Raw genomic sequence first — 25,640 nt, forward strand, 5'->3', positions numbered from 1 at the left:
TGACGATGTTGATCAAGAACGCTCGCATCGTGACGCGAGACGACGTTTTCACCGGCACGCTAAGCGTGGCAGACGGCAAGATCCGCGACATCTCGCGCGGCTCGACCGCCGCGCCCGAAGCCGAAGACTGGGAAGGCGACTTCCTGCTGCCCGGTCTCGTCGAACTGCACACCGACAACCTGGAAAAGCACCTCGCGCCGCGCCCCGGCGTGCACTGGAACACCGACGCCGCATTCGTCATTCACGACGCGCAGATCGCCGCTGCCGGCATCACCACGGTATTCGACGCGCTGGCCATCGGCACGCGCCTCGCCGTGGGCGTGCGCGGCCGCGACGTGCAGCTCGCGAGCGCCAGGGCGCTCACGCGCTTTTCCGAGCGCAACCTGCTGCGCGCCGAGCACTTCCTGCACTTGCGCTGCGAAATCGCCACCGAAGACGTGATCGAGCTGTTCGACACGTTGAGCGACCACCCGCTGCTGCGCCTCGCCTCGGTGATGGACCACACGCCGGGCCAGCGCCAGTGGCACGACCGCGAGCAATGGCGCAAATTTCAGGAGCGCCACGGCAAGTGGACCGACGAGCAGACCAACACCATGCTCGCCGAAATGGCCACCGAGCAGGAACGCTACGCCGACGCGCACCGCCTCGAAATCGTGCAGCGTTGCCGCACGCGCAACATCCCGCTTGCGAGCCACGACGACACGCTCGTGGAGCACGTCGAGCAGGCCGCCGCCGAAGGCATCGTGCTCGCCGAATTCCCGACCACGCGCGTGGCCGCCGAGGAAGCGAGAAAGCGCGGCATCGCGACGATCATGGGCGCGCCGAACGTGGTACGCGGGGGCTCGCACTCGGGCAACGTCTCGGCGCTGGAGCTGGCGCAGGCCGGTTTGCTCGACATCCTCTCGTCCGACTACGTGCCGTCGAGCCTCCTGACCGCCGCGTTCGACCTCGTGACCAAGGCCGACTGGACGCTGCCGCGCGCACTCGCCACGGTCTCGTGGGAACCCGCCAGCAAGTCGGGCCTGCACGACCGCGGCGCGATCGAGCCGGGCCTGCGCGCGGACTTCGTGCGGGTGACGATGCTCGATTCGCTGCCCGTGCCGCGCGCGACGTGGCGCGCGGGCGGGCGCGTGGTCTGACGTCATCGACGCAGTGCAGCCGATGTGACTGCTGCATCGCAACAAAAAACGGCGCGCCGCCCGGCCCCATTTGAGCCGAAAGCCAACGGCACGCCGTCGATTCAATTTCAATCTCCCTTCAGACTACTGACGATGCCGCGAGCGCGCGGCATCGCATTCTTCCGACTGTTGCGGCAGAGCATCGCGCAGCCCATCCCAAGCCCCTCGTAGCGGCCTGTCCCCATTGGCCTGCACGCCTTGCCCGACAAGGCTTCGCGTTAAATCGTACAAGCGCACGGGCGTACACTTACCGGCACCCTTTCCCGCTATCCGGTATTACACTAGCGACGCAGCAATTTTGACCTGGTAAGCTTGCGCGCGCTTCGCTGGCCGCAGGCTGGCGGGTCCAACAATAATCCTGCGCGAGCCGCGCCGGAAAATGCGCCACGGCGGCACAACCGCACGCGGCGCGTCCTGAACCATCTCGAGGAGTACCCATAGTGAAGAAACTGCTTGCCACCCTCACGGTTGCCATGCTCGCCGTCTCGGCCGGCGTCGCCCATGCGAAGGACTGGTCCACCGTGCGTTTCGGCGTTGACGCCAGCTACGCACCGTTCGAATCCAAAGCACCCGATGGCAAGCTGGTCGGCTTCGACATCGACCTCGGCAACGAAATCTGCAAGCGCCTGAACGCCAAGTGCGTGTGGGTCGAGCAAGACTTCGACGGCATGATCCCGGGCCTGAAGGCCAAGAAGTTCGACGGCGTGCTCTCGTCGATGACGATCACCCCGCAGCGCGAGCAGCAGATCGCCTTCTCGGCGAAGCTGTTCAACACGCCGACGCGCCTCGTCGCCAAGAAGGGCTCGAGCCTCGCCCCGACGGCCGACTCGCTCAAGGGCAAGTCGGTTGGCGTCGAGCAAGGCACGATCCAGGAAACCTACGCGAAGGAAAACTGGGCGCCGAAGGGCGTGAACGTCGTTCCTTACCAGAACCAGGACCAGGTCTACGCCGACCTGATCTCGGGCCGTCTGGACGCCGCGCTGCAGGATGAAGTGCAAGCGGATCTGGGCTTCCTGAAGACGCCGCGCGGCGCTGGCTTCCAGTTCGCCGGCAAGGAAATCCCGACGGGCGCCGCCGCCATCGGCCTGCGCAAGGAAGACGCCGACCTGAAGGGCAAGATCGACAAGGCCATCGCCGACATGATCAAGGACGGCACGTACAAGAAGATCGAAGCCAAATACTTCGACTTCGACGTGTACGGCGGCTAAGCACCGCATCGCGCCGGCGCTGCATCACGGCGCGCGAAGCCCGGGCTTTCCGCCCGGGCTTTTTCTTTTCTGGAATTTTATTTCGGATTCCGTATTTTTAGACGATGCCACAGGCACGTGCGGGCGCGCTGGTTCCGGCAGCGCGTCGAATCGGCTAAGATCGGTCTACCGCCCCCTGCACATGCTCAGGGGGCCATCGTTCACCCCAACACCTTTTGCGGGCCGCCGCGCCCCGCGCATCCATCATGCAAACCCGAAACCACCCGTTGATCGCGCCCGCCCTCGGTACCGCGCGGGAACTTGCCAGTTTCCACTACGGCAAGGCCGGCGGTCCCAAGGTCTATATCCAGTCCTCGCTGCACGCCGACGAATTGCCGGGCATGCTCGTCTCGTGGGCGCTGCGCCGCAAGCTCGCGGACCTGGAAGCTGCGGGCCGCCTGCGCGGCGAGATCGTGATCGTGCCGGTGCCCAACCCCGTGGGCCTGAATCAGCACTGGCTCGGGCATATGATCGGCCGCTTCGAATCGAACACGGCGCAGAACTTCAACCGCAATTTCCACGAGCTCACCGCGCTCGTGCTGCCCAGCATCGAGGCGCGCCTCGGGGCCGACGAAGCCGCGAACCGCACCGCGATCCGCGCCGCCATGGGCGAAGCACTGGCCGCGCAGGAGCCGAAAACCGAACTCGATTCGATGCGCCTCGCGCTTCAGCGCCTTTCGTACGACGCCGACATCGTGCTGGACCTGCATTGCGACTGGGAAGCCGCCATGCACATCTACACGAACCCCGAACTATGGCCCGAAGTCGAGCCGCTCGCGCGCTATCTCGACGCCAAGGCGTCGCTCCTCGCGCTCAACTCGATCGGCAATCCGTTCGACGAGATTCACAGCTTCTGCTGGTCGGAGCTGCGCGAGCACTTCGGCACGCGCTTCCCCATTCCGTATGGCTCGATTTCGGTGACGGTCGAGCTGCGCGGCCAGCGCGACGTCTCGCACGAGCTCGCCGAGCACGACGCCCAGGCCATCGTCGACTATCTGATCGGGCGCGGCATCATAGAAGGCACGGCCGCGCCGCTGCCGCCGCTCGCCCATGCGGCCACGCCGCTCGCGGGCACGGAGCCGATCGTGGCGCCTGCCAGCGGCGTGCTCGTGTTTCGCGTGGATTGCGGCACGTGGGTGGAACGCGGCGCGGCCATTGCCGATGTCATCGACCCGCTCGCCGACACCGTGACGACGCTGCATGCGGGCGTGAGCGGCGTGATGTACGCACGCCATAGCGCGCGCTTCGCCACGGCCGGCATGGAAGTCGCACGCATTGCCGGCGAAAAACCCATTCGCAGCGGCTCGCTTCTTTCGCTGTAACGGCAACGCCATACCGTAAAAAGGCTCGCATCACGGATGCGAGCCTTTTTACATGAGCGTTTCCCGCCATTTCAGTTAGTTCGGGTAACTAATTTTTGACTATCATGAATCGACCGCAATCAACCATGTAAAGCGCGCATTGATCGGCCGCTAATGCGCCCTTGAGATAAATCAAGCTCAGCCTGAAGCCAGATTCAAAAAATCGATTAACCCGGCGAATAGAAGAAAGCTTAGAAAAAATTTTTATAAGGCCGATTGCCGCAGCCCAGCCTTTCAAATTGACAGGAAAATCGCCCGCAAAGCCAATAACGGCGGGCTTCGGGCGCTGCCTTCCCCGTCTGCAACTCGTGTGTCGCATCCACACAACAGAATGGCGACATTTTCCCTACAAAGCCTTACTGTCACATTCCTTTCGTTATCGACCCTTAAATTGCAGCCCGTCACATTGACCGGCCCATAAGAGGCCGGAGTAGTCATCTCGTCCTTTACCCGGAGAAACAGTTGAAAAAGAAAATTCTGACCACCGCTATTCTGGCCTCGATCGCAGGCGTTGCCCACGCACAAAGCAGCGTAACGCTGTACGGCGTGATCGACGCGGGTGTGAACTACATCAGCAACGTGAAGAACGCGACGGGCGGCAGCTCGCATCAGTTCTCGTACGGTGACGGCGTGGCCCAAGGCAGCCGTTGGGGCCTGCGCGGCACGGAAGACCTGGGCGGCGGCCTGAAGGCAATCTTCGTGCTCGAAAACGGCTTCAACAGCGGTAACGGCACGGCAGGCCAGGGCGCCGCGATGTTCGGCCGTCAAGCATTCGTCGGTCTGACGCAGTCGAACATCGGTTCGCTGACGTTCGGCCGTCAATACTCGTTCAGCACGGACATTCTCGGCTCGCAGTACTCGACCGGTGGCAACACGGTTTCGGGTAACTGGGCCTACCACTTCAACGACGTCGACCAGCTGACCTCGAGCCGCATCAACAACGCGGTCAAGTTCCAGAGCGTGAACTTCTCGGGCTTCACGTTCGGCGGTCTGTATGGCTTCTCGAACTCGACCTCGTTCGCCGGCGCACCGACGACGGCTTCGACGGCTTCGTCGCGCGCATACAGCTTCGGCGCGAACTACGGCTACGGCCCGTTCAGCCTCGGCGCGGCCTACACGAACATCACGTACCCGGGCAACACCACGCAGTCGACGACCTCGATCGCCAACCTGCCGGCAACGCAACAGGCCAACTTCGCGCTGAAGGGCCTGCGCTCGTTCGGCGTTGGTGGCCGTTACATCGTCGGCCCGGCCACGCTGTGGGCCCTGTGGACCAACACGCTGCTCTCGCCGATCGCCACGTCGTCGACGCTCTACAACGCGTATGAAGTGGGCGGCAAGTACGCCTTCACGCCGGCTATGTCGGCTGGTCTCGGCTACACGTACTCGCGCGCGTCGGGCAGCCAGACGGCTCACTGGAACCAGGTCAACGCTTCGCTCGACTACGCGCTCAGCAAGCGCACCGACGTCTACGGCCTCGTGTCGTACCAGGACGCATCGGGCACGCTCGCGAACGGCCAGAAGGTTCAGGCGCAGATCGGCGACTCGAGCTCGAGCATCTACCAGCCGTCGGGCACGGGTTCGCAGGATCAAGTCGCGGTTCGCGTCGGTATCCGCCACAAGTTCTAAGCAGCGTCACGTACGCAACAGCGGCGGCCGGCGACTCATAGCGCCGGCTCTGCTCGGCGCGCCGCAGCTCACGCGCCGCGCCTTACCGGACGGGGCATCCCTTGGGATGCCCCGCTTTTTTTGCTTCATCGCAGTCGGTGCGCGACGCCCTTCGTCACGCCTTCTTGACGAATTCCGATTTGAGGCTCATGGCGCCGAAGCCGTCGATCTTGCAATCGATATCGTGATCACTGTCCACCAGCCGGATGTTCTTCACTTTGGTGCCCATCTTGATCACGCCACCCGAACCCTTGAGTTTCAGGTCCTTGATGACCGTGACGGTATCGCCGTCCTGCAGGACATTGCCGGCCGAATCGCGATAGACCTTGCCCGCTGCTTCGGCGGGCGACGTGGCTTGCGCCGACCATTCATGGGCACACTCCGGGCAGATGTAGACGCCCCCATCTTCGTAGGTGAACTCGGAATTGCATTTCGGACAGCGTGGCAGTGCGCTCATGGAGAATCCCTGGTGCCGACGGGGGCATTAAAAGCGCGCAAGTATAGCGGCTTCGGCAGGTGCCCCAACCCGCCATGCGTTCGGCCTGCGACGTTATGTCCGCCGCGACCCCGCCCTGGCCCCGCTTCTGGTACGCTGCGCTCTCTCACCTCGCAGCTATCGAACCGATGGAACTCCCTTTCAACGAAGCCGCCGTCTCGGTCACGCGCAACGCGCTCTCCGCAGCCGGCCAGGTCTTCCCCATGCGCGACATCGAGGACGTGCGTATCGTCATCGGGCGGCGCAGCCGCGTCGTGCCGATCGCGATTAGCCTGGTCGGCGCCGCCGGGGCCGTCGTGGGCGGCGTGCTCGGCTCGGCGGCCGGTCTCGCGTGCGGCGTGATGGTGATCGTGGTGGGCTGGCTCGCGTGGCTCTGGCAGGAAGCCGTGCACCGGCTCTACGTCGTGACGGGCGGAGAATCGCGCGAAGCGGTCACGAGCCTCGATCCGGCATTCCTCGAACGCGTGCAGGAAGCCGTGCGCACCGCCAAGGCCGCGCAAGCGGCGCAGGCCGAAGGCGGAGCGACGCGGCCCGCAGCGCCCTGATCCCGCCGGAAGCACCGCTGGAAGCACCGCCGGCAGCACCGCGGGCGCTCGCCCCTCACTCCATCTCGATCGACTTCACGTGCCAGATATCGCGGGCGTATTCCGCGATCGCACGGTCCGACGAGAACTTCCCCATCCCCGCTACGTTTTCGATCGCGCTCGCGGTCCACGCCGGCACGTCCATGAAGCGCTGGTCGGCGGCGTCCTGGGCCTCCATGAAGGCCGAATAGTCGGCCAGCACGAGGTAGTGGTCACCCCAGTCCACGAGCGTATGAAAGATGTCCGTGTAGCGTGCCGAATCGTGCGGTGAGAAGAAGCCCGTGCGGATCTGGTCGAGCGCGCGGCGCAGCTCGGCGTTTTCCTCGTAGACCTGGCGCGGCCGGTAGCCCGCGCAACGCAGCTGGTCGACCTGGTCGGACGTGTGACCGAAGATGAAGATGTTGTCCTGCCCCACGGCCTCGCCGATCTCGATGTTCGCGCCGTCCAGCGTGCCCATGGTGAGCGCGCCGTTGAGCGCGAGCTTCATGTTGCCGGTGCCCGAGGCTTCGGTGCCCGCCGTCGAGATCTGCTCGGAAAGGTCCGCCGCGGGAATCAGCACCTCGGCCACGCTCACGCCGTAGTTCGGCACGAACACCACCTTGAGCCGGTCGCCCACCACGGGATCGTTGTTGATCTTCGCGGCCACGTCGTTGATGAGGTGGATGATCATCTTCGCCATGCGGTACGCCGACGCGGCCTTGCCCGCAAACAGCACGACGCGTGGCACCCAGTCGCGCTCGGGCGCTTCGAGAATGCGGTTGTAGCGCGTGATCACGTGCAGCACGTTGAGCAGCTGCCGCTTGTACTCGTGAATGCGCTTGACCTGCATGTCGAACAGCGCGTCGGGATTGAAGACGATGCCCGTGCGCTGCAGGGCGCGATGTGCGAGACGCACCTTGTTGCTGCGCTTGGCCGCGCGGAACGCGGCTTCGAACGAAGCGTCGCCGCGCAGCTTGCGCAGCGCGCCCAGTTCGAAGAGATCGCTGCGCCAGCGCGGCCCGATCGCTTCGTCCACGAGGTGCGCGAGCGGCGGGCTCGCCTGCGCGAGCCAGCGGCGTGGCGTGATGCCGTTGGTCACGTTGGTGAAGCGGTCGGGAAAGAGGCGCGCGAAGTCGGCGAAGATATCGCGCGTCATCAGTTGCGAGTGCAACTTCGACACGCCGTTCACCTTGTGGCTCGCCACGATCGCGAGATAAGCCATGCGTACGCGGCGCTGGCCATATTCGTCCACGAGCGAGATGCGGCGGATCAGGTCGAGGTCGTGCGCGCCGCGGTCGCTCGCTTCGCGCAGAAATGCCGCGTTGATGTCGAAGATGATTTCGAGGTGGCGCGGCAGGAGGCGCGCCAATAGTTCGATGTCCCAGGTTTCCAGCGCTTCGGGCATCAGCGTGTGGTTGGTGTACGAGAACACGCGGCGCACGTGGCCCATCGCCTCGTCCCATGGCAGATGATGCACGTCCACGAGCAGGCGGATCAGCTCGGGAATGGCCAGCACCGGGTGCGTGTCGTTCAGGTGCACCGCGACCTTTTCGGAGAAGCGCCCGAACGTGCTGTGCGTGCGCAGGTAGCGGCGAATCAGGTCCTGCATCGTCGCGGAGACGAAGAAGTATTCCTGGCGCAGACGCAGTTCGCGCCCGGCCATCGTCGAGTCGTCGGGATAGAGCAGCCGCGAGACGTTCTCGGAGATGTTGCGCGCTTCCACCGCGCGCTGATAGTCGCCCTGGTTGAACGCCGAGAGATCGAGCTCTTCATCCGCGCGCGCGGACCACAGCCGCAGCGTGTTGGTCGCGCTGGTGGCGTAGCCGGGAATCACCGTGTCGTAGGCCATGGCGTTCACGTGCTGCGTGTCGACCCATTCCACATTGCCGTTGCGCTGCATGGTGCGCCCGCCAAAGTGCACGGAATACTGCACCTCGGGCCGCGGAAATTCCCACGGATTGCCATAGCGCAGCCAGTAGTCGGGCGCTTCGACCTGTTCGCCGTTCACGATCTGCTGACGGAACATGCCGTAGTCGTAGCGAATGCCATAGCCGAAGCCCGGAATGCCGAGCGTCGCCATCGAATCGAGAAAGCACGCCGCGAGCCGGCCGAGACCGCCGTTGCCGAGCGCCGCGTCGGGCTCGTAGTCGAGCACCGTGTCCATGTCGACGCCCACGCTCGCCAGCGCCTCTTTCATCTGGTCGTGGATGCCGAGCGCGATCAGCGCGTTCGAGAACGTGCGGCCGATGAGAAATTCCATCGACAGGTAATAGACGCGTTTGACGTCCTGGTCGTACTGGCGGCGCGTGGTGATCATCCAGCGCTCGACGAGCCGGTCGCGCACGGCGAGCGCCGCGGCGTGCAGCCAGTCCTGCGGACGGGCCGTCACGGCGTCCTTGCCGACACCGTACATCAGGCGATTGGAGAGGGAACGGCGCAGCGCTTCGACGCTGCTTTGCAACTGATCGAACTCGAGACCGATGGCTGTCATCGATTGACTCCTGTCGAGTGCACCTGGTGCAGAGCGCCTGGTGCAGTCCCACGCATAGCGCTGGAAATGGCGGCGCACCCATAAAGGTGCAGGGCGCGCGGTTGTTCCGGGCCTGCGCCGCGCGCGGCGGTACGGAACGATGACGCATCGGCGCCACGGCGGAAATGGCCGGCACCGCTCCCCAGCGAGCGCAGATCAATTTGCAGAGTAGTGCATTTTCAAATGGCGTGCGGCGGCGCGCCATGCGGGCGCGGAGCGCGGCCGCCAGCCACGCGGAACCCGCCGGCCGCCTCGATCCCTTGCCATGCGGACGGTTGCGCGCGCGCAGCGCGGCGCCACACCTGCGCGTGACGGGCTTGGCAGTTAGTTGCGATATGCCGGCGCGCGATGGCGGTCGCGCGCGCCACCCACTGCCTTACAGTCGCCCCACGCTCTGGAGCGTCTCCTGCAGAACCCGGCGGCCTCTGTAACAATCGCAAAATTCGTCCGCTCGGCCCGCGCCGCAGCCTTCATCGTCCATCCGCCCGAGACTGTCTTGTCCGAAACCTTTTCCGCGGCGCGCGAAACCCGCAATACCCTCAATACCGAGCCGCCCGACGCGCCGATGTCCGCGAAGAACCGCCGCGCCATGGGCGCGGTGATGCTCGCCGTCGCGCTCGCCACGCTCGATACCGCCATCGCCAACACCGCGCTGCCCGTCATCGCCACCGACCTGCACGCGGCCCCCGCCGCCTCGGTGTGGATCATCAACGCGTACCAGCTCGCGATGGTCGCCACCTTGCTGCCGCTCGCCGCGCTCGGCGACATCATCGGCCACCGGCGCATCTATATCAGCGGCCTCGCGATCTTCACGGTCGCCTCGCTCGCCTGCGCGCTCGCACCCACGCTCACCGCGCTTGCCGGGGCGCGCGTGCTGCAGGGGCTCGGCGCGAGCGCCATCATGAGCGTGAACACCGCGCTGATCCGCTTTCTCTACCCGCCGCACCGGCTCGGGCGCGGGCTCGGCATGAATGCGCTGATCGTGGGCGTTTCGTTCGCCGTGGGTCCGACCATGGCCTCGCTGATCCTCTCCGCAGGCACCTGGCCATGGCTCTTCGCGATCAACGTGCCGCTCGGCGTGCTCGCGCTCGTGTTCGCGCTGCCCGCGCTGCCGCAGACGGCGCGCGGCAAGCACGCCTTCGATCCCGTCGCGGCGGTGCTCAACGTGATCACGTTCGCGGCGCTGATCTTCGCGCTCGGCGAGGCTGCGCAGCGCGCGCCCGGCATGGAAGTGGGTATTGCGGCCGTCGTCGCGCTGGTGTTCGGCGCGCTGCTGATCCGGCGCGAGGCCGGGCATCCCGCGCCCATGCTGCCCGTGGACCTGTTCCGCCGGCCGGTTTTCGCGCTTTCGTCGGTCACCGCGATCTGCTCGTTCGCAGCGCAGGGCCTCGCGTTCGTCTCGCTGCCGTTCTATTTCGAAACCGTGCTGATGCGCAGCCAGGTGGAGACCGGCTTCCTGATGACGCCCTGGCCCGTGGTCGTGGCCGCCGCCGCGCCGATTGCGGGACGCCTCTCCGACCGCTATCCGCCGGGCCTGCTCGGCGCGATCGGGCTCGCCATTCTCTCGGCGGGCATGGCGTCGCTGGCGCTGCTGCCCGCGCACCCCTCGGTGACGGACATCGTCGTGCGCATGGCGATCTGCGGCGCGGGCTTCGGCTTTTTCCAGTCGCCCAACCTGCGGGCGATCATGGCGAGCGCGCCGCCCGAGCGCAGCGGCGGCGCGAGCGGCACCATCGCGGTCTCGCGTCTGCTCGGGCAGACCACGGGCGCGGCGCTGGTGGCGCTGTGCTTCGGGATCGTGGGCCGGCACGGCCCGACACTCGCCCTGGGCCTTGGCTGCGCCTTTGCGGGCGCGGCGGCCATTGCGAGCGGGCTGCGGCTGTTCGCGCCGTCGCACCGGGCGGTGCAGCGCGGGTGATGCGGGTGGTGCGGGCGGCTGAGGTCTGAGCCAATGGCGCGCGGGAAACGCGCGCCTTCGCCAGCTAGCCCGTCGACCGGCTTATCGCGCGAAGTAACCCTTCACCGCCGCCACGAACGTGTCGATATCGGCGGCCGTCACGTCGAGGTGCGTGACGAAGCGCGACGCGTACAGCATCTGCGTGAGGATGCCGCGCTCCTTGAGATACGCCTCCAGCGGCGCGCAGTGTTCCTGCGGGAACTGCACGAACACCATGTTCGTGGCCTGCGACATCACCTTCACCTGCTCGATCTGCGCGAGACCGGCGGCGAGACGCGCAGCGTTCGCATGGTCGTCGGCGAGACGCGCGACGTTGTGATCGAGCGCGTAAAGGCACGCGGCCGCGAGCACGCCCGACTGGCGCATGCCGCCGCCCAGCACCTTGCGCCAGCGATGCGCCGCGTCGATGAGCGCGCGGCTGCCCACCAGCACCGACCCCACCGGCGTGCCCAAGCCCTTCGAAAAGCAGATCGACACCGAGTCGAAGCCCGCCGTGAGCGCCTCGAGCGGCTGGCCCGAGGCGACCGCCGCGTTGTACACGCGTGCACCGTCGAGGTGCGTGGCGAGCGCGCGCTCATGCGCGAGCTGCGTGGCCTTCGCGACGTAATCCGCCGGCAGCACCTTGCCGCCGATGGTGTTTTCGAGCGCGAGCAGGCGCGTGCGCGCGAAGTGGTCGTCGATCGGCTTGATCGCCGCGGCGATGCGATCGAGCGGGATCGAGCCGTCTTCGGCGTTGTCGAGCGGCTGCGGCTGGATGCTGCCCAGCACGGCCGCGCCGCCGCCCTCGTACTTATAGGTGTGGGCCGCCTGGCCGACGATGTACTCGTCGCCGCGCGCGCAATGCGCCATCAGCGCGGCGAGGTTGCTCTGCGTGCCGCTCGGGAAGAAGAGTCCCGCCTCCTTGCCCGCCTCTTGCGCCACGCGCGCCTGCAGGCGCAGCACGGTCGGGTCGTCGCCCCATACGTCGTCGCCGGTTTCGGCGCGGGTCATGGCGGCGAGCATGGCTTCGCCCGGACGGGTGACGGTGTCGCTGCGCAGGTCGATCATTGCGATGAAATCCTCGTGGTTGAAGCACGCGCGGGACGCACTGGCGCGCGCCTGGTCGAGCGCGCGCCGCGCGGCGTGGGAACCATCGAGTGTATTTTCAAACGGCGGCCCAGCGCAATGCCGCGCCGGGCGCAGAGCGCGCTTTCGCCGTGACTAGTGCGCGAGCAGCGGCAACGGATCGACGGGCTTGCCGTCGCTACGGACTTCGAACTGAACGCCGCCGGTGCCCATTTCCGCGATCGGCTGGCCTTGCGAGACGGCGTCGTCTTCCTTCACGAGCAGCTTGCCGTTGCGGCCGTAAGCGGTCACGACCTGGTCGTTGTGCTTGATGATCACGAGCGGCCCGTAGGCCTCGATCCCCGTGCCCGCGTAGACCACGCGGCCAGCGGCGGCGGCCTTGACCTCCTCGCCGGGCGTGCCGCCGATCACGATGCCGGTGGACTTGCCCGGCACGAAGCGCTGCAGGATCGGCCCGCGCGCAGGCCACGCGAGCGCGATGCTGGGCGCGACGGGCGCCGGCATGGCGACGCCGGCGGCGGCGGGCGCGCCGCCAGGCATCTGCGCCTGCGGCGCAGCCGCTGCGTAGTTGGGCGGGGGCGCGACGCGCAGCACCTGGCCCGGCAGCAGCTGGGCGTTGGCCGAAGGCAGCTGGTTCCAGCTCGCGATGTCCTGGGGACGCTGGCCGAAGGCCCCCGCCACGCGCGAGAGCGTGTCGCCCGGATTGACGCGGTAGTAGCCCGCGGGCACGCCGCTCGTGGACATGGGGGGCGCGCTTTGGGATTCCCAGGGCGTAAAGGTGCTGCTACAGGCGCTGCAGACGAGCGTGAGGGCGGCCAGCGCCGCATACGCGCCCGGGTTTCGCCGTTGTCGATTCATCTTGCTGTTCCTCGCTTGGTCCTCGCGTATGACGAAAAAATACGCATGTGGAGTGCGCGGCGGGCCGCAGGCGTTCGCTTGCGCGCCACCTTCCGCGCGAATGAAGACGGAATAAGCCGGAAATGGCGAACGTCCCCCATTATATCGTTCATGCTCCAGCCGCCTTTTTTCGCCGGCATGCTCGCCCGGCCTGCGTTTGCGCGGGTCAACGCCTATACTGGTTCACGCGTCGCCCGATAATCAGATGAAAGGCCTCTCGCTGCAGTCCCATGGCCCTGAGGGATCCGAGAATGAACAAAGCCACCTTTCTTTCGCTGCAGCTCAACGTCGAAGATGTCACGTCGTCGCCGGGCCTCGTCGAATTGTTGAACAACCATCTCATCTTTGCGGCCGACGTGGCCGAAGCCGCCGACGAACTGGTCCAGCACGCCAGCATCGCACGGCTTTCCGGCGCCACCGAGGCGTCCGTGGAAATTCCCGCCGTAGTCATCGAGCGCCTGCGCGATGCGCTCGACACGCTGAGCGGCTATGACGAAACCTGGCTTTTCGCGCTCGAGCCCGGGCGTGCGCTCTTCGACGACATCGCACGCCGGCCGCGCCTGCTTCACTAGTACGCGAACCCGGAGCGGACGGCGCCCTACCCGCATCGCCCGCCCCATTTGCCTGCGCGCCGGCGCCCGTATGCCACGCTGCCGCGCGCGGAGCGCCTTGTTTTTGGCGCGCCAAACTGGGGGAACCGCCGTGAAATCCATTTTGAACCGCCGTAACGCCGCGCTCTCTGGCGCACCATCACGAATCCTGGCCGTCGCCCATGATGCCGCCACGCAGCGCGCCGTCGCAAGCGAAGCCGCGAGCCGCGTCCCGCAGTCCGCGGCCGAGCCTACCGTGACGCCGCCCGAGGCCCCCGTCGAGATCGAATCTCGCGCGGAGCCGGCCGCGGGCGCGGCCGTGCAGCCCGAAGGCGCCGGCGGGCCACGGCCGGTCTCCACGCTCCATCCGGTACCGGTGATGCCCGCGCACCTGAACGGCCGCCCGGTGCAGATCGCCGACGGCGCCGCATTCGAAGCCCTCCACGCCGCCGACGAGTTGATGACGTTCCGCGTCTTCCGCTGCTTCGCGTATACGGTCAGCCTCTTCTTCCATCCGCCCACGCTCGGCTACTTCGTCGCGCTCCATCAGGAAAGCGTACTGTGGCGCGCGCTGAAAGCCAACGACCTCGACGCGGCCGGCTCGGCGTTTCACCTGATGCAGGAGCAAGCCACGCGCCTCGCCGACGGCGAAACGCGCCGCGTGCAACTCGTCGCGCAAAACGCGGAACTCACGCGGCAGATCGAGGAGTCGGAAGCCCAGGCCGAACGCCTGCGCGTGGACCTGCAGCGCCATGCGGAACAGGAACAGACGGTGACGGGCCGCCAGCACCAGATACGAAAGGACGTCGCTCAGCTGGAGGCGCAGCGCATCGCCGCGCAGGCCCAGTTGAACAAGGCCCACCGGGCGCTGCATCAGCTCAAGGTCGCGACGAGCGAGGGCGTGCCCCATCTGCATGCGCGGTGATCACGCGAGCGGGCCCAGTTGCCGCGCGAATCGCCGGGCGGCTTCGAGGCCGAAGCAGCTCGGCGCCAGCTTCACGTCGCGCTCATGCTCGACGTCGAGGCCCATGCGCCATGCCGCGATGCGCTTGCCGTAGCAAATCAGCGTATCGAGCGACTGCATGACGAAGACGATGGCGGGCAGCACCTGCTGGTACAGGGCTTGTGCGCGCTCGAGATCGCCTGCGCAATACGCGGCGTACACCTGCTGCTGCCAGTCGAAGCAATCGGGCGCGACGATCATGCCCGCGCAGCCCGCGCGCAGGTTGTCGAGCAATTCCAGGCCGCCGCGGCCGTTGAGCACGGGCATCAGGTCGCCGATCTGCGCGATCGTTTCGGCGATCGTCACCGCCGGGCCTTCGCCCTTGAGCACGCGAAAGTTCGGGCATTGCGCGGCGAGCGCGCGCAAACTGCCCGGCGCGAGCCCGACGCCCAGATACTCCGGCGCGTTCTGGATGCCGACCGTCACGTCGAGCCCCGCCATCACGCCAGCGAAGAAGTCGAAGTAGAACGATTCGGGTTGCGCAGGCTCGCCTTGAGCGCGCGCGGGCGGCTGGAGGATCAGCCATGCCGCGCCGCGCCCGATCGCGTGTTGCGCGAATTCGCGCTGCGCCTGCACCGTGGGACCGCTCACCGTGACGGCAATCGGCCGCGCGCCGCCGCTGTCCTCCTGGGCCCAGTCGATCACCTGCTCGCGTTCGGCGCGCGAAAGCTTGTTGACCTCGGTGGCGAGCCCGAGCACCGCGATGCCCGGCGCGCCGCCGCGCACGGCCGCTTCGACCTGGCGCCGCATGGCGGCGCGGTCGAGACGGTTATTGCGATCGAAGAACGCATAGAGGATCGGGTAGATGCCGGCGATGGCACCGGCGGCTTTGGCTGGCGCGCCCATCGCGTGCTCCGGCGCGCTCAGTGGGAGTCGCGCGGCACGGCCGCGCCGCTCGCGCCGACAAGAAAGTCCAGGTCGGCGCCCTTGTCGGCCTGCAGCACGTGTTCGACGTAAAGCCGGTAATAGCCGCGCTCGGGCAGCTCGGGCGCCGTCCACTCGGTCTTGCGGCGCGCGAGTTCTGCGTCGGAGACTTCCAGATGCAGACGCCGCGCCGCGACGTCCAGCTCGATCATGTCGCCCGTGCGCACGAGTGCGAGCGGACCGCCCGCCGCCGCTTCTGGCGACACGTGCAGCACGACCGCGCCATACGCCGTGCCGCTCATGCGGCCGTCCGAAATGCGCACCATGTCGGTAATGCCCTTTTGCAGCACCTTCTTCGGCAACGGCATGTTGCCGACCTCGGCGAAGCCCGGATAGCCCTTCGGCCCGGCGCCCTTGAGGACCATGATGCAATGCTCGTCGATATCGAGCGAATCGTCGTCGACCTTCGCGTGCAGTTCCTCGACGTTCTCGAACACCACCGCGCGGCCGCGATGACGCAACAGCGCGGGCGTGGCTGCCGAAGGCTTGATGACCGCGCCGTCGGGCGCGAGATTGCCCGTGAGCACGGCGATGCCGGCTTTGGGCTTGAACGGCTGCGCGAACGAGGTAATGACTTCGGCGTTGTAGTTCGGCGCGTCGGCCACGTTTTCCCAGATGGATTTACCGTTGACCGTCAACGCGTCCCGATGCAGCAGCCCTTGCTCGCCCAGTTGCCGCAGCACCGCAGGCAGGCCGCCCGCGTAATAGAAGTCCTCCATCAGATAATGGCCGGAAGGCTGCAGATTCACGAGGCAAGGAACATCGGAGCCCAGCTCCCAGTCGTCGAGCGAAAGCGGCACGCCGATGCGCCGCGCGAGTGCGATCAGGTGCACGACGGCGTTGGTCGAGCCGCCGATGGCAGCATTGGTGCGGATCGCGTTTTCGAATGCCGCACGGGTGAGGATCTTCGACATCGTGAGGTCCTCGCGCACCATCTCGACGATGCGCCTACCGGCGAGTTGCGCGAGCACCTGGCGGCGCGCATCGACAGCGGGAATGGCCGCGTTGTGCGGCAGCCCCATGCCCAGCGACTCGACCATCGAGGCCATCGTGGACGCCGTGCCCATGGTCATGCAGTGGCCGCGCGAGCGGTTCATGCACGACTCCGCCTCGACGAATTCGGCCTGCGACATCGTTCCCGCGCGCACTTCCTCCGACATTTGCCACACGCCCGTGCCCGAGCCGATCTCATGGCCCCGGAAACGGCCGTTGAGCATCGGGCCGCCCGAGACGGCGAGCGCGGGCAAGTTGCACGACGCCGCACCCATCAGCAAGGCCGGCGTGGTCTTGTCGCAACCGACGAGCAGAATCGTGCCGTCGATCGGATTGCCGCGAATCGACTCCTCGACGTCCATGGACGCGAGATTGCGAAACAGCATCGCGGTGGGCCGCAGGTTCGATTCGCCGAGCGACATGACGGGAAATTCGAGCGGCAGGCCGCCGGCTTCGTACACGCCTTTTTTCACGTACTCCGCGAGTTCGCGAAAATGCGCGTTGCACGGCGTGAGTTCCGACCACGTATTGCAGATGCCGATGACGGGACGGCCGTCGAACGCGTCGTGAGGGATGCCCTGATTCTTCATCCACGAGCGGTGAATGAAGCCGTCCTTGTCGGCTTTGCCGAACCAGGCCTGGCTGCGCAAGGGCTTGCGGGTGGAGCGGGTCATGGCGGGGCGTCTCCTGTAGCGAGGCAACTTCAGGGAAACTGCCGCCCGATCATAGGAGTGACGTTCGGACCCGTCAATGTTTGATATGGCGTCCTTAGATATGGACAAACCACGCCACAAAAAAGTACGGGCCGGTGGAGAACCGGCCCGTGCTGGACTGCCTTGCAACAACGTACTGCCTACTGCGTTCTGCGTACTGCAACTGCACGGCTGCACCTCTCACTGCGCCAGCCAACTTCAACTACCTTCTGCTCTCTGCGTACTGCAACTTCCTGACTGCAACAACTCACCTACTGCGTACTGCGTACTGCGTATTGCAACTGCACACTGCGAACTGCACCTTCTACTGCAACCACTCACTGCGTATTGCAACTGCAACTGCAACTCACTGCTCACTTCTGCTGCAACAACTGACTACGTACAGCGACAACTCACTACAGGGGGTAGCTTGCCGGAACCGCCTGGAGCGGTTCCGTTCGGTCAGGGCTTAGTGGCCGAAGTAAATGCGCTGGTTCGGTGCGACTTGCGCCGGTTGCACCGCGGCACCCGACTGCGACGTGCCGACTGCCGGTGCGCCGTAACCGCTGGTATCGCCGGCGGCCAGCTTTTCCTGGCTCACGCGCGCTTGCGCGGCCTGCAAGTTTTCCGGGTAGTTCACATGGTCAGCCGACGGGTTGTAGCCAGCGTGCTCGAGTTGAACCAGTTCCGCGCGCACTTGAGCGCGGGTCAGGCCCTGTTCGCTCGACTGGGCGAACGAGATTGCCGGGATGGCAAGAGCGGCGGCAACGACAACTGCGGGGATAAGCTTGTTCATGATCGGACCTCCATCTGTTTTATTTCCGCTTCGGAACACCGTGTTCGTCAGCGATTGATTACAGTGTAGGCGTCCGATCACGCTAGGGAAAACCCTAATTCGTCAAAACACCATTGCGATTTCGGTAATAAAAAAAGGTGAGCCCTGCGGACTCACCTTACGATTCCAACAAAGACCGCAACGACAGTGCGGCCTTCTGTCTTGCGACCTTACGACCAGTCGGCGTGGAAGCTGCCCGGCTTGTCGATGCGCTCGAACGTGTGCGCGCCGAAGAAATCGCGCTGCGCCTGCACGAGGTTGGCGGGCACGCGCTCCGAGCGGTAGCCGTCGAAGTACGCGATGGCCGACGAGAACGCCGGCACCGGCACGCCCGCGCTCACCGCCTGGATCACGACATCGCGCAGCGCCGACTGATAGTTGGCCGCGATGTCACGGAAATAGGGATCGAGCAGCAGGTTGTCGAGCTGCGGGTCCTTCGCGTAGGCGTCCGTGATCTTCTGCAGGAAGCGCGCGCGGATGATGCAGCCCGCGCGGAAGATCTTGGCGATCGTGCCGTATTGCAGGTCCCACTTGTACTCGTCGGAAGCCATGCGCAGTTGCGAGAAGCCTTGCGCGTACGAAATCACCTTCGAGAAGTACAGCGCGCGGCGCACCGACTCGATGAACGCCTTGCGGTCGCCCGAGAACGGTTTCGCGTCGGGGCCCACAAGCACCTTGCTCGCGGCCACGCGCTGCGTCTTGAGCGACGACAGCACGCGCGCGAACACGGCTTCGGTGATGAGCGGCAGCGGCGCGCCGAGATCCAGCGCATTTTGGCTCGTCCACTTGCCGGTGCCCTTTTGTGCGGCGCGGTCGAGGATCACGTCGACGAGATCCTTGCCCGTTTCCTCGTCCTTCTTGCCGAAGATCTTCGAAGTGATCTCGATCAGATAGCTGTCGAGCTCGCCTTCGTTCCACTCGGTGTAGACCTTGCCCAGTTCCTCGTTCGAGAGGCCGAGCACCTGCTTGAGCACCGCGTAGCTTTCGGCGATCAGCTGCATGTCGCCGTATTCGATGCCGTTGTGCACCATCTTCACGAAATGGCCCGCGCCGTCCGGGCCCATGTAGGCCACGCACGGCTCGCCGTCCGTCGGCGCCTTCGCGGCGATTTCAGTGAGGATCGGTGCAACCAGATCGTAAGCATCGCGCTGGCCGCCCGGCATGATCGACGGCCCCTTGAGCGCGCCTTCCTCGCCGCCCGACACGCCCGTGCCGATGAAGTGCAGGCCCGACTTCGCGAGTTCCTGGTTGCGGCGGATGGTATCGGTGAAGTGCGTGTTGCCACCGTCGATCAGGATGTCGCCCTTCTCCAGCAGCGGCTTGAGCGCGGCGATGGTGTCGTCGGTGGGCGCGCCGGCCTTCACCATCATCAGAATGCGGCGCGGCTTTTCCAGCGAATCCACGAACTCTTCGAGCGTGTACGCCGGCACGAGCTTGCGATCCGGATACTCGGCGATCAGCTCGTCGGTTCGGGCGCGGCTGCGATTGAACACCGAGACCGCGTGGCCGCGGCTTTCGATGTTGAGCGCCAGATTGCTACCCATCACGGCCAGACCTACAACGCCGATTGGCTGTTTGCTCATGTTGTTTCTCCACTTCATTCATTGACGGCGCCGCAACGGGGCGCCAACCGTGCAAGCATAAGGGAAACGTAGCGGCGCTGCGCGAACGCGCGCATGCGCGCCGGACGTTTGCCGACTGCTTAGCGTTTTCGGAACACCAGGCTGAAATTGTTCGCGGGCATCGGCACGCGCGCTTCGCACTCGAAGCCTTGCGCCTGGGCCAGCGACTCCACGTCCTCCATGTCGCGCACGCCCCAGGACGGGTCGCGCGCGCGCAAGTCGGCGTCGAAGGCCTCGTTGCTCGGCGCCGTGTGCGCGCCTGCGCGCCGGTACGGCCCGTAGAGCACGAGCGCTCCACCCGTAGCAACGCGCGCGCCCGCGCCTTGCATGAGCGCCTGCGCCGCTGCCCACGGCGCGATGTGAATCATGTTGATGCAGACCATGGCGTCCACCGCGTCGATCGGCCAGGGCTCGCGGCACACGTCGAGATCGAGCGGCGCGCGCAGGTTGGCGAGACCCGAGTGCTCGCGCCAGGCGTCGATCGAGGCGCGGGCGCGCGCGTCGGCGTCGCTCGGCTGCCAGGCGAGGCCGGGAAACGCGGCCGCGAAGTGGACGGCATGCTGGCCGGTGCCGCTCGCGATTTCGAGCACGGTGCCCCGCGCGGGCAGCGCGCCGCGCAGCACCTCCAGGATCGGCGCGGCGTTGCGCTCGGCGGCGGGCGCGGACAGGCGTTGGGCGGCTTGCGGGTCGTTCATCGTCATGCTGTCTTTCGGCGTTCGGTCGGCGTTCGGTCGGTTGTTCACTCAGTACAGCGAGTTCTTGATGCGCTCGGCGAGCCCGGCTTCGTAAGTCTCGGCGTCGAACGTCTCGCCATATTGCTCCTCGTTCACGCGGCGCAGCATTTCGCCCGCGCCCGGCAGGTGCGAGCGTTCGACGTGGCGCGACGGGTCCCACAGCTTCGAGCGCACGATGGCCTTGGAGCAATGGAAGTACACGCTTTCCACGTCGACCACGAGCACCGAGCGCGGCGGCTTGCCATCCACGGCGAAGCTCGCGACGAGCGCGGCGTCGGTGCTCACGCGGCCACGCCCGTTCACGCGCAGCATCTCGCCTACGCCCGGCACCATGAACAGCAGCCCCACCTGCGACGAGGCGATCACGTTGCGCAGGCTGTCCACGCGATTGTTGCCGGGCCGGTCGGGCAACGCGAGCGTGTGCTCGTCGAGAATGCGCACGAAGCCGGGTGCATCGCCGCGCGGTGAGCAGTCGAGACCTTCCGGACCGCCCGTGGCGAGCACGACGAACGGCGAACTCTCGATGAAGCGCCGGTAATCCGCGTTGACGTGATCGATTTCCTTGCGCAACGCGCGTTCGTGCGGCGTGCCGTAGTGCGCTTCGAGGTCGGCTAGCGTGGTCAGCATGTCGTCGGTTCCGTGGGGTCGTGAAGTGTCAGGAGGCGAGGCGCGCACCCAGCGCGTCGAGCACGGCCGCGCAGGGAGCTTCGAGCTTGAGGGCGAGGAGCGGGTCGGCACGCGTCTTGCCCATGTTGATCGCGGCCACGGGTTTGCCGCGCTGCTGCGCCCACGCGCAGAAGCGGTAGCCCGAGTAGACCATGAGCGAGGAGCCGACCACGAGCACGGCGTCGGCCTCGTCGAGCGCGTTCGAGGCGCTCGCGACGCGCTCGCGCGGCACGTTCTCGCCGAAGAACACCACCGAAGGCTTGAGCATGCCGCCGCACGCCGCGCACGCGGGCACGTGGAAGGCATTGGCGCCGTCGAAGTCGAGATGGGCGTCGCCGTCGGCGGCGGGTTCCGCGCTCGCGCCCGCAATGGCCGGGTTGCGCGCCTCGAGTTCCGGCTGGATCGAGGCGCGCGAATACTGCGCGCCGCAGTCGAGGCAATGCACGTGCGCGATGCTGCCGTGCAGCTCGATCACGTCGCGGCTGCCCGCGCGCTGATGCAGGCCGTCCACGTTCTGCGTGACGAGCGTGCGCGCGTAGCCCGCCGCACCGAGGCGCGCGAGCGCGCGGTGCGCGCCGTTGGGCTGCGCGAGCCCCACCGTGGGCCAGCCGATCAAGCTGCGCGCCCAGTAGCGGCGCCGCATGCTTTCGGAGCCGAGGAATTCCTGCAGCGTGATGGGCGGCAAGCGCTTCCAGGCGCCGTTCTCGTCGCGGTAGCCCGGAATGCCCGAATCCGTGCTGATGCCCGCGCCGGTCAGCACGAACAGGCGTGGATGACACTCGACGAACGCCTGCAGCGCGTCGAGGGCGGCGGCATCGAGGACGGGAGCGTTGGCAACGAGGATGGATTCGGTCATGGCGGCAGGCAGTAGGCAGTTCAGCGCGAGGGCTTGCCGCCCGACGGCGCGGCCGCTGGCGAAGCCGGTTTTGCGGCTCGCTTGCGCGGGGCTTTCGCCTGCGCCTGCCGTTCGGCTTCGCGCGCTTCCCACGCGGCCAGCGCGGCGCGGTACCGGCCGTACTCCTCGTCGTACAGATCGAAGATGCAGGGGTCGCAGCCGCTATGGCAGCAGTCGCCGTTATCGGGGCATTCGGGCGGCTGGGGACGGGGATCGTCGTCCGGACGCGGGGGCAAAGACATGGGCGCTCGGGCGTCGTAGTGGTTCAGCGGCCAGTATACGGGACGTGGCGGCCGGGCGTGCGGCAGCGCCCGCCCGGCCTGCGCACTCAGCCGCGCCCCACGAACGGCATCTTCGTCGCCATGATGGTCATGAACTGCACGTTCGCTTCGAGCGGCAGCTGCGCCATGTGCAGCAGCGCGTCGGCCACGAGTTCGACGTCCATCAGCGGCTCGACGGCGATCTCGCCGTTCGCCTGCGGCACGCCGCGGGCCATGCGTTCGGCCATCTCGGTCGCCGCGTTGCCGATGTCGATCTGCCCGCACGCGATGTCGTAGCGCCGGCCATCGAGCGAAACGGTTTTCGTGAGGCCCGTGATGGCGTGCTTGGTCGTCGTGTAGGCGGCGCTGAACGGCCGCGGCGCGTGCGCCGAAATCGAGCCGTTGTTGATGATGCGCCCGCCTCGCGGCGTCTGCCGCTTCATGAGCCCGAACGCCGCGCGCGTGCACAGGAACACGCCGGTGAGGTTCGTATCGACCACGGCGCGCCAGTCGTCCACCGAAAGCTCGTCGATGTCCACGGCCGGCGCGTTGCGGCCCGCGTTGTTGAAGAGCAGATCGAGCCGTCCGTAGCGCGTGCGGATCGTCTCGAAGAGCGCCTCGACGGCCGCCGCGTCGGTCACGTCGCAAGGCGCCGCCAGCGCCTCTTCGCCGCGCAAGCGGGCCTCGCTCGCGAGCGCTTCGAGCGGCGCGGGCCGCCGGCCCGCCAACACGACGGCAAAGCCGTTGGCCAGCAGCCTTTGCGCGCACGCGCGGCCAATGCCGCTGCCCGCGCCCGTCACCAATGCGATCTTGCGTGGTTCCGTATCACTCATCGTTGCCTCCTGGTTTCGGTTGAGCCTTCCACGCCGTGCAGGCAGCGGCGAGGCAGCCACGCAGCACTTCCACGAACGCGTTGCCTGCCTGCGAGTCCATGCCGCCTTCGCGCCACATCGCGAACACGCCGACCGTGAGCGCCGGCTCGACGCGCCGGATCGCCACCGGCTCGCCCGCCCCGCGCGCGCTGAGTTCGTCGAGCAGCACGCGGCCGATGCCGCGCGCCGCGAGTGCGCGCGCGACGTGCCACGTCTGCGCCTCGACGGCCGCGAGCCGGTCGTCCACGCCTTCGGCTTCGAGCAGGTTGCCGATCGCCTCGCCGAGCGGATCGACGTTGCCGATGCTGATCCAGTCGCCGTCGACGAGATCGCGCAACGCGAGCGGCGCGTGTTCCGGCGTCGGGTCGTCGGGCGGCCCGACGCAGACCACGGCCGTGCGCGCCAGTTCGACCGCGGCGATGCCCGGCCGCGCGGGCGGATTGAGCGCGACGCCCAGATCGAGTTCGCGCGTGAGCAGCGCGTTGAGCAGTTCCGCCGTGTGGCGCGTCTGGATCCTGAGCGACACCTCGGGATAGCCCGCGCGAAACATCTGCACGGCGGCCGGTATCAGGCTCATGCCGAGGCTCGGCAGGCAGCCGATGCGCAACAGCCCTTGCGGACGCAGCGCGAGATTGCGCGCGAGATCGCGAATGCTGTCGAGGTTCGATTGCAGCTTCTGCGTTTCGGCGAACAGCAACTCGGCCTCGCGCGTGGGCTGCAGGCGGCCGTGCGCGCGGCTGAAGAGCTTGAGGCCCGCGCTGCGCTCCGAATGCGCGAGCACCTTGCTGACCGCGGGCTGCGAAACGCACAGCAACTCGGCCGCCTTGGAGAGCGAGCCGGTGCGCATGATCGCGTGAAAGACTTCGATATGACGTAGACGCATGGGGCGCATGCCGGGCATGCGTACGAGGCTCATGCGCGGCGCGATGAAAGAAAAGCGCAAGGATAGCGCGTTCGGCTGCGCGCTTCGCCTGCCGGTTCGATTCAGGCTCTGCTCAAACGCGGAAATCGGCGGCCATGTCGTCGTCGCTGCGCGCGACGATCGCGCCGCTGCGCGCGGCCTTGAGGAACACGTCGTAATCGCGCTCGACCTGGTCGGCATAGCTGAACGCGTAGCCCGTGAGCGCCTCAGCGAACTGGTCGCTGCGGCCGATGTACGAAGAGATTTCAATGGCGGCGCTGCCCGACTTCGCATGCGCGCGTGCAAGCGCCCAGCCGCACAAACGCGCATAGCCGCAGAGCAGCGTGCTGTCGAGCAGCTGGAGATCGACCGAAAGCTTCATGTCGCGCAACTGGCGCACGTAGAAATGACGCCCGTTGGGCCCCGTGGTCCAGCCAAGGAAGATATCGCTCGCGGCCTGCAGCAGCCGCTGGCCGTGCACGACGCGCGCGCCTTCGTGCTTGATCGAAGGCGACTTGAAGTACTGCGAAACGACCGAGCGACGCGCCTCTTTCACTTGCAGGAAAAGCGGCTTCTCGTGATGATCGACGAGCAGCATCACGAGGCAGCGCGTGCCCACGCTGCCCACGCCCACCACCTTGAACACCAGGTCCTGAATCGCGAAGTGATCGAGCAGTTCGCGCCGGTCGGGCGCGAGCGTCTTCGCGTAATCCTCGTACATGGGCTCGATCAGCGTGCGCCAGTCACCGAGCGTGAACCAGTCGTCTTCGGGTTCGAACAGCGTGTTGACGCCGTGCACGTGAAAGAGCGCGGGCGGGGCGTCGTGAATCGTCCAGTGGTCGCCATCGCGCTCCGCGAGCTTTTCGAGCAGGTTCTCGTGCGTGCGATTGGCGGCCTTCTCCATGCCGCGCCGGATCAGGCGGCGGCCTTCGGGCGTGAGCGCGGTTTCGACCATGCGGTCGAAGGTGATTTTGTCGTACCAGAGATCGAGCGCGCCGTACTCCGCGTACTGGCGCAGGCGGTCGCGATAGCTGGTGACGGCCGTCATCACCAGTTCCTCGGCCGCGCCGCGCGAGTAGCGCATGTGCCGCGCCGCCACGACGAAGCTCGCCACGAGGCGCTTCACGTCCCACTCCCACGGCCCGGGCGCGACCTCGTCGAAGTCGTTGAGATCGAACACGAGCTGGCGCTCGGGCGTGGCGAAGGCGCCGAAGTTCAGCAGATGCGCGTCGCCGCAAATCTCCATCGCCATGCCGGTGTTGGGCACACCCGCGAGGTCGTGCGCCTGGAGGATCGCGCTGCCGCGAAAGAACGTGAAGGGCGAAACGATCATGCGCCCGTAGCGCAACTGCACGAGGTTCGGCACGCGGCCTTCGCTGCTCGAGCGCAGCAATGCGAGCGGATCGCGCTTGATGGTGCCGGTTTCCTTGTGGCTCGAACGCTTCGAGCGCTCGCGCGCGGCACGCCCGGCTGCCTCGCGATCAGCAACGGTGCTCCCATTCATGACCTTCTCCGGTTCTTGTACGGTCTCGCGCCATCGTGGCGAACGGGGAAATGCGAGGGTATTCGTCCTGCATGGGCGGCGGCTTTGCACCTGTGAATGTCTGCCAATTTAAGCGTGGGGCCCCGTTTCGTGCAAGCAACGTGGCCGGCGCCGCGCTGCGCACCATGCGCGCAACGCGCAGGCGCCT

The 25,640-nt window shown here is 66.6% G+C and carries 23 protein-coding genes; 8 read left to right on the forward strand and 15 right to left on the reverse strand.

Annotated features, from left to right (window positions below; all coding sequences use genetic code 11):
* Positions 1-5: 5 nt before the first annotated feature.
* The 4 genes from AB4Y40_RS16360 to AB4Y40_RS16375 all read left to right on the forward strand — a co-directional run bounded on the left by AB4Y40_RS16360 (position 6) and on the right by AB4Y40_RS16375 (position 5,415).
* Positions 6-1,139, forward strand: a complete 1,134-nt coding sequence (locus AB4Y40_RS16360; RefSeq protein WP_368688599.1) for an alpha-D-ribose 1-methylphosphonate 5-triphosphate diphosphatase — start codon at positions 6-8, stop codon at positions 1,137-1,139.
* A 479-nt stretch (positions 1,140-1,618) separates the two neighbouring features.
* A complete protein-coding gene (locus AB4Y40_RS16365; RefSeq protein WP_324160635.1) occupies positions 1,619-2,386 on the forward strand; it encodes an ABC transporter substrate-binding protein in 768 nt (255 codons plus the stop codon).
* A 245-nt stretch (positions 2,387-2,631) separates the two neighbouring features.
* Positions 2,632-3,747, forward strand: a complete 1,116-nt coding sequence (locus AB4Y40_RS16370; protein WP_368688600.1) for a succinylglutamate desuccinylase/aspartoacylase family protein — start codon at positions 2,632-2,634, stop codon at positions 3,745-3,747.
* 501 nt (positions 3,748-4,248) lie between these two features.
* The gene (locus AB4Y40_RS16375) at positions 4,249-5,415 is read left to right on the forward strand and encodes a porin (protein WP_368688601.1); all 1,167 of its coding nucleotides are present in this window, start codon (positions 4,249-4,251) and stop codon (positions 5,413-5,415) included.
* A 154-nt stretch (positions 5,416-5,569) separates the two neighbouring features.
* On the opposite strand, the gene AB4Y40_RS16380 is transcribed toward AB4Y40_RS16375, so the two are convergent.
* A complete protein-coding gene (locus AB4Y40_RS16380; protein WP_368688602.1) occupies positions 5,570-5,911 on the reverse strand; it encodes a zinc ribbon domain-containing protein YjdM in 342 nt (113 codons plus the stop codon).
* A gap of 167 nt (positions 5,912-6,078) precedes the next feature.
* Here AB4Y40_RS16380 and AB4Y40_RS16385 point away from each other — a divergent pair, with 167 nt between their 5' ends.
* Positions 6,079-6,495: a DUF6232 family protein gene (locus tag AB4Y40_RS16385; RefSeq protein WP_368688603.1), complete on the forward strand. Its 417-nt coding sequence runs from the start codon at positions 6,079-6,081 to the stop codon at positions 6,493-6,495.
* Between the two features lie 55 nt (positions 6,496-6,550).
* On the opposite strand, the gene AB4Y40_RS16390 is transcribed toward AB4Y40_RS16385, so the two are convergent.
* Positions 6,551-9,004 (reverse strand): glycogen/starch/alpha-glucan phosphorylase, encoded by a 2,454-nt coding sequence (locus AB4Y40_RS16390; protein WP_368688604.1) that lies wholly within the window; start codon positions 9,002-9,004, stop codon positions 6,551-6,553.
* A gap of 604 nt (positions 9,005-9,608) precedes the next feature.
* On the opposite strand from AB4Y40_RS16390, the gene AB4Y40_RS16395 reads away from it, so the two are divergent.
* Positions 9,609-10,961: an MFS transporter gene (locus AB4Y40_RS16395; RefSeq protein WP_368688724.1), complete on the forward strand. Its 1,353-nt coding sequence runs from the start codon at positions 9,609-9,611 to the stop codon at positions 10,959-10,961.
* A gap of 81 nt (positions 10,962-11,042) precedes the next feature.
* On the opposite strand, the gene ltaE is transcribed toward AB4Y40_RS16395, so the two are convergent.
* Together ltaE and AB4Y40_RS16405 are read right to left on the reverse strand one after the other, a co-directional pair.
* Positions 11,043-12,047, reverse strand: coding sequence for a low-specificity L-threonine aldolase (gene ltaE / locus AB4Y40_RS16400; protein ID WP_368688605.1), 1,005 nt, complete (start codon positions 12,045-12,047; stop codon positions 11,043-11,045).
* A gap of 153 nt (positions 12,048-12,200) precedes the next feature.
* Positions 12,201-12,923, reverse strand: coding sequence for a peptidoglycan DD-metalloendopeptidase family protein (locus AB4Y40_RS16405; protein ID WP_368688606.1), 723 nt, complete (start codon positions 12,921-12,923; stop codon positions 12,201-12,203).
* Between the two features lie 290 nt (positions 12,924-13,213).
* Between AB4Y40_RS16405 and AB4Y40_RS16410 the strand changes: the two genes are divergently transcribed.
* Together AB4Y40_RS16410 and AB4Y40_RS16415 are read left to right on the forward strand one after the other, a co-directional pair.
* On the forward strand, positions 13,214-13,534 hold the full coding sequence (locus AB4Y40_RS16410; protein WP_324161282.1) for a hypothetical protein: 321 nt from the start codon (positions 13,214-13,216) through the stop codon (positions 13,532-13,534).
* A 130-nt stretch (positions 13,535-13,664) separates the two neighbouring features.
* Positions 13,665-14,477, forward strand: a complete 813-nt coding sequence (locus AB4Y40_RS16415) for a DUF2968 domain-containing protein (protein WP_342919043.1) — start codon at positions 13,665-13,667, stop codon at positions 14,475-14,477.
* Here AB4Y40_RS16415 and AB4Y40_RS16420 read toward each other — a convergent pair whose 3' ends face one another.
* From AB4Y40_RS16420 to AB4Y40_RS16470, 11 genes are all read right to left on the reverse strand, one after another.
* Positions 14,478-15,401: a dihydrodipicolinate synthase family protein gene (locus tag AB4Y40_RS16420; RefSeq protein WP_368688607.1), complete on the reverse strand. Its 924-nt coding sequence runs from the start codon at positions 15,399-15,401 to the stop codon at positions 14,478-14,480. It lies immediately after the preceding gene.
* 17 nt (positions 15,402-15,418) lie between these two features.
* Entirely contained in the window at positions 15,419-17,146 is a 1,728-nt protein-coding gene (locus AB4Y40_RS16425) for an IlvD/Edd family dehydratase (protein WP_368688608.1), read from the reverse strand.
* A gap of 487 nt (positions 17,147-17,633) precedes the next feature.
* Positions 17,634-17,960, reverse strand: coding sequence for a DUF4148 domain-containing protein (locus tag AB4Y40_RS16430; protein ID WP_368688609.1), 327 nt, complete (start codon positions 17,958-17,960; stop codon positions 17,634-17,636).
* Between the two features lie 209 nt (positions 17,961-18,169).
* Positions 18,170-19,582 (reverse strand): NADP-dependent phosphogluconate dehydrogenase, encoded by a 1,413-nt coding sequence (gndA, locus tag AB4Y40_RS16435; RefSeq protein WP_324161278.1) that lies wholly within the window; start codon positions 19,580-19,582, stop codon positions 18,170-18,172.
* Positions 19,583-19,701: 119 nt separating this feature from the next.
* The gene (locus AB4Y40_RS16440; protein ID WP_368688610.1) at positions 19,702-20,322 is read right to left on the reverse strand and encodes a DUF938 domain-containing protein; all 621 of its coding nucleotides are present in this window, start codon (positions 20,320-20,322) and stop codon (positions 19,702-19,704) included.
* Between the two features lie 42 nt (positions 20,323-20,364).
* Positions 20,365-20,982, reverse strand: coding sequence for a pyridoxamine 5'-phosphate oxidase family protein (locus tag AB4Y40_RS16445; protein WP_368688611.1), 618 nt, complete (start codon positions 20,980-20,982; stop codon positions 20,365-20,367).
* A gap of 28 nt (positions 20,983-21,010) precedes the next feature.
* Positions 21,011-21,877 carry an NAD-dependent protein deacetylase gene (locus tag AB4Y40_RS16450; RefSeq protein WP_368688612.1) on the reverse strand — a complete coding sequence of 289 codons (867 nt, stop codon included), beginning with the start codon at positions 21,875-21,877 and terminating at the stop codon, positions 21,011-21,013.
* 20 nt (positions 21,878-21,897) lie between these two features.
* On the reverse strand, positions 21,898-22,158 hold the full coding sequence (locus AB4Y40_RS16455; protein WP_368688613.1) for an oxidoreductase-like domain-containing protein: 261 nt from the start codon (positions 22,156-22,158) through the stop codon (positions 21,898-21,900).
* An 86-nt stretch (positions 22,159-22,244) separates the two neighbouring features.
* Positions 22,245-23,009, reverse strand: coding sequence for an SDR family oxidoreductase (locus AB4Y40_RS16460; RefSeq protein ID WP_368688614.1), 765 nt, complete (start codon positions 23,007-23,009; stop codon positions 22,245-22,247).
* Positions 23,002-23,931: a LysR family transcriptional regulator gene (locus tag AB4Y40_RS16465; protein WP_368688725.1), complete on the reverse strand. Its 930-nt coding sequence runs from the start codon at positions 23,929-23,931 to the stop codon at positions 23,002-23,004. The genes AB4Y40_RS16460 and AB4Y40_RS16465 overlap by 8 nt, the downstream gene beginning before the upstream one ends.
* A gap of 112 nt (positions 23,932-24,043) precedes the next feature.
* Positions 24,044-25,453, reverse strand: coding sequence for a DUF2252 domain-containing protein (locus AB4Y40_RS16470; protein WP_368688615.1), 1,410 nt, complete (start codon positions 25,451-25,453; stop codon positions 24,044-24,046).
* Positions 25,454-25,640: the final 187 nt, after the last annotated feature.

This window comes from Paraburkholderia sp. EG287B, assembly GCF_040965595.1.
GTDB lineage: Bacteria > Pseudomonadota > Gammaproteobacteria > Burkholderiales > Burkholderiaceae > Paraburkholderia.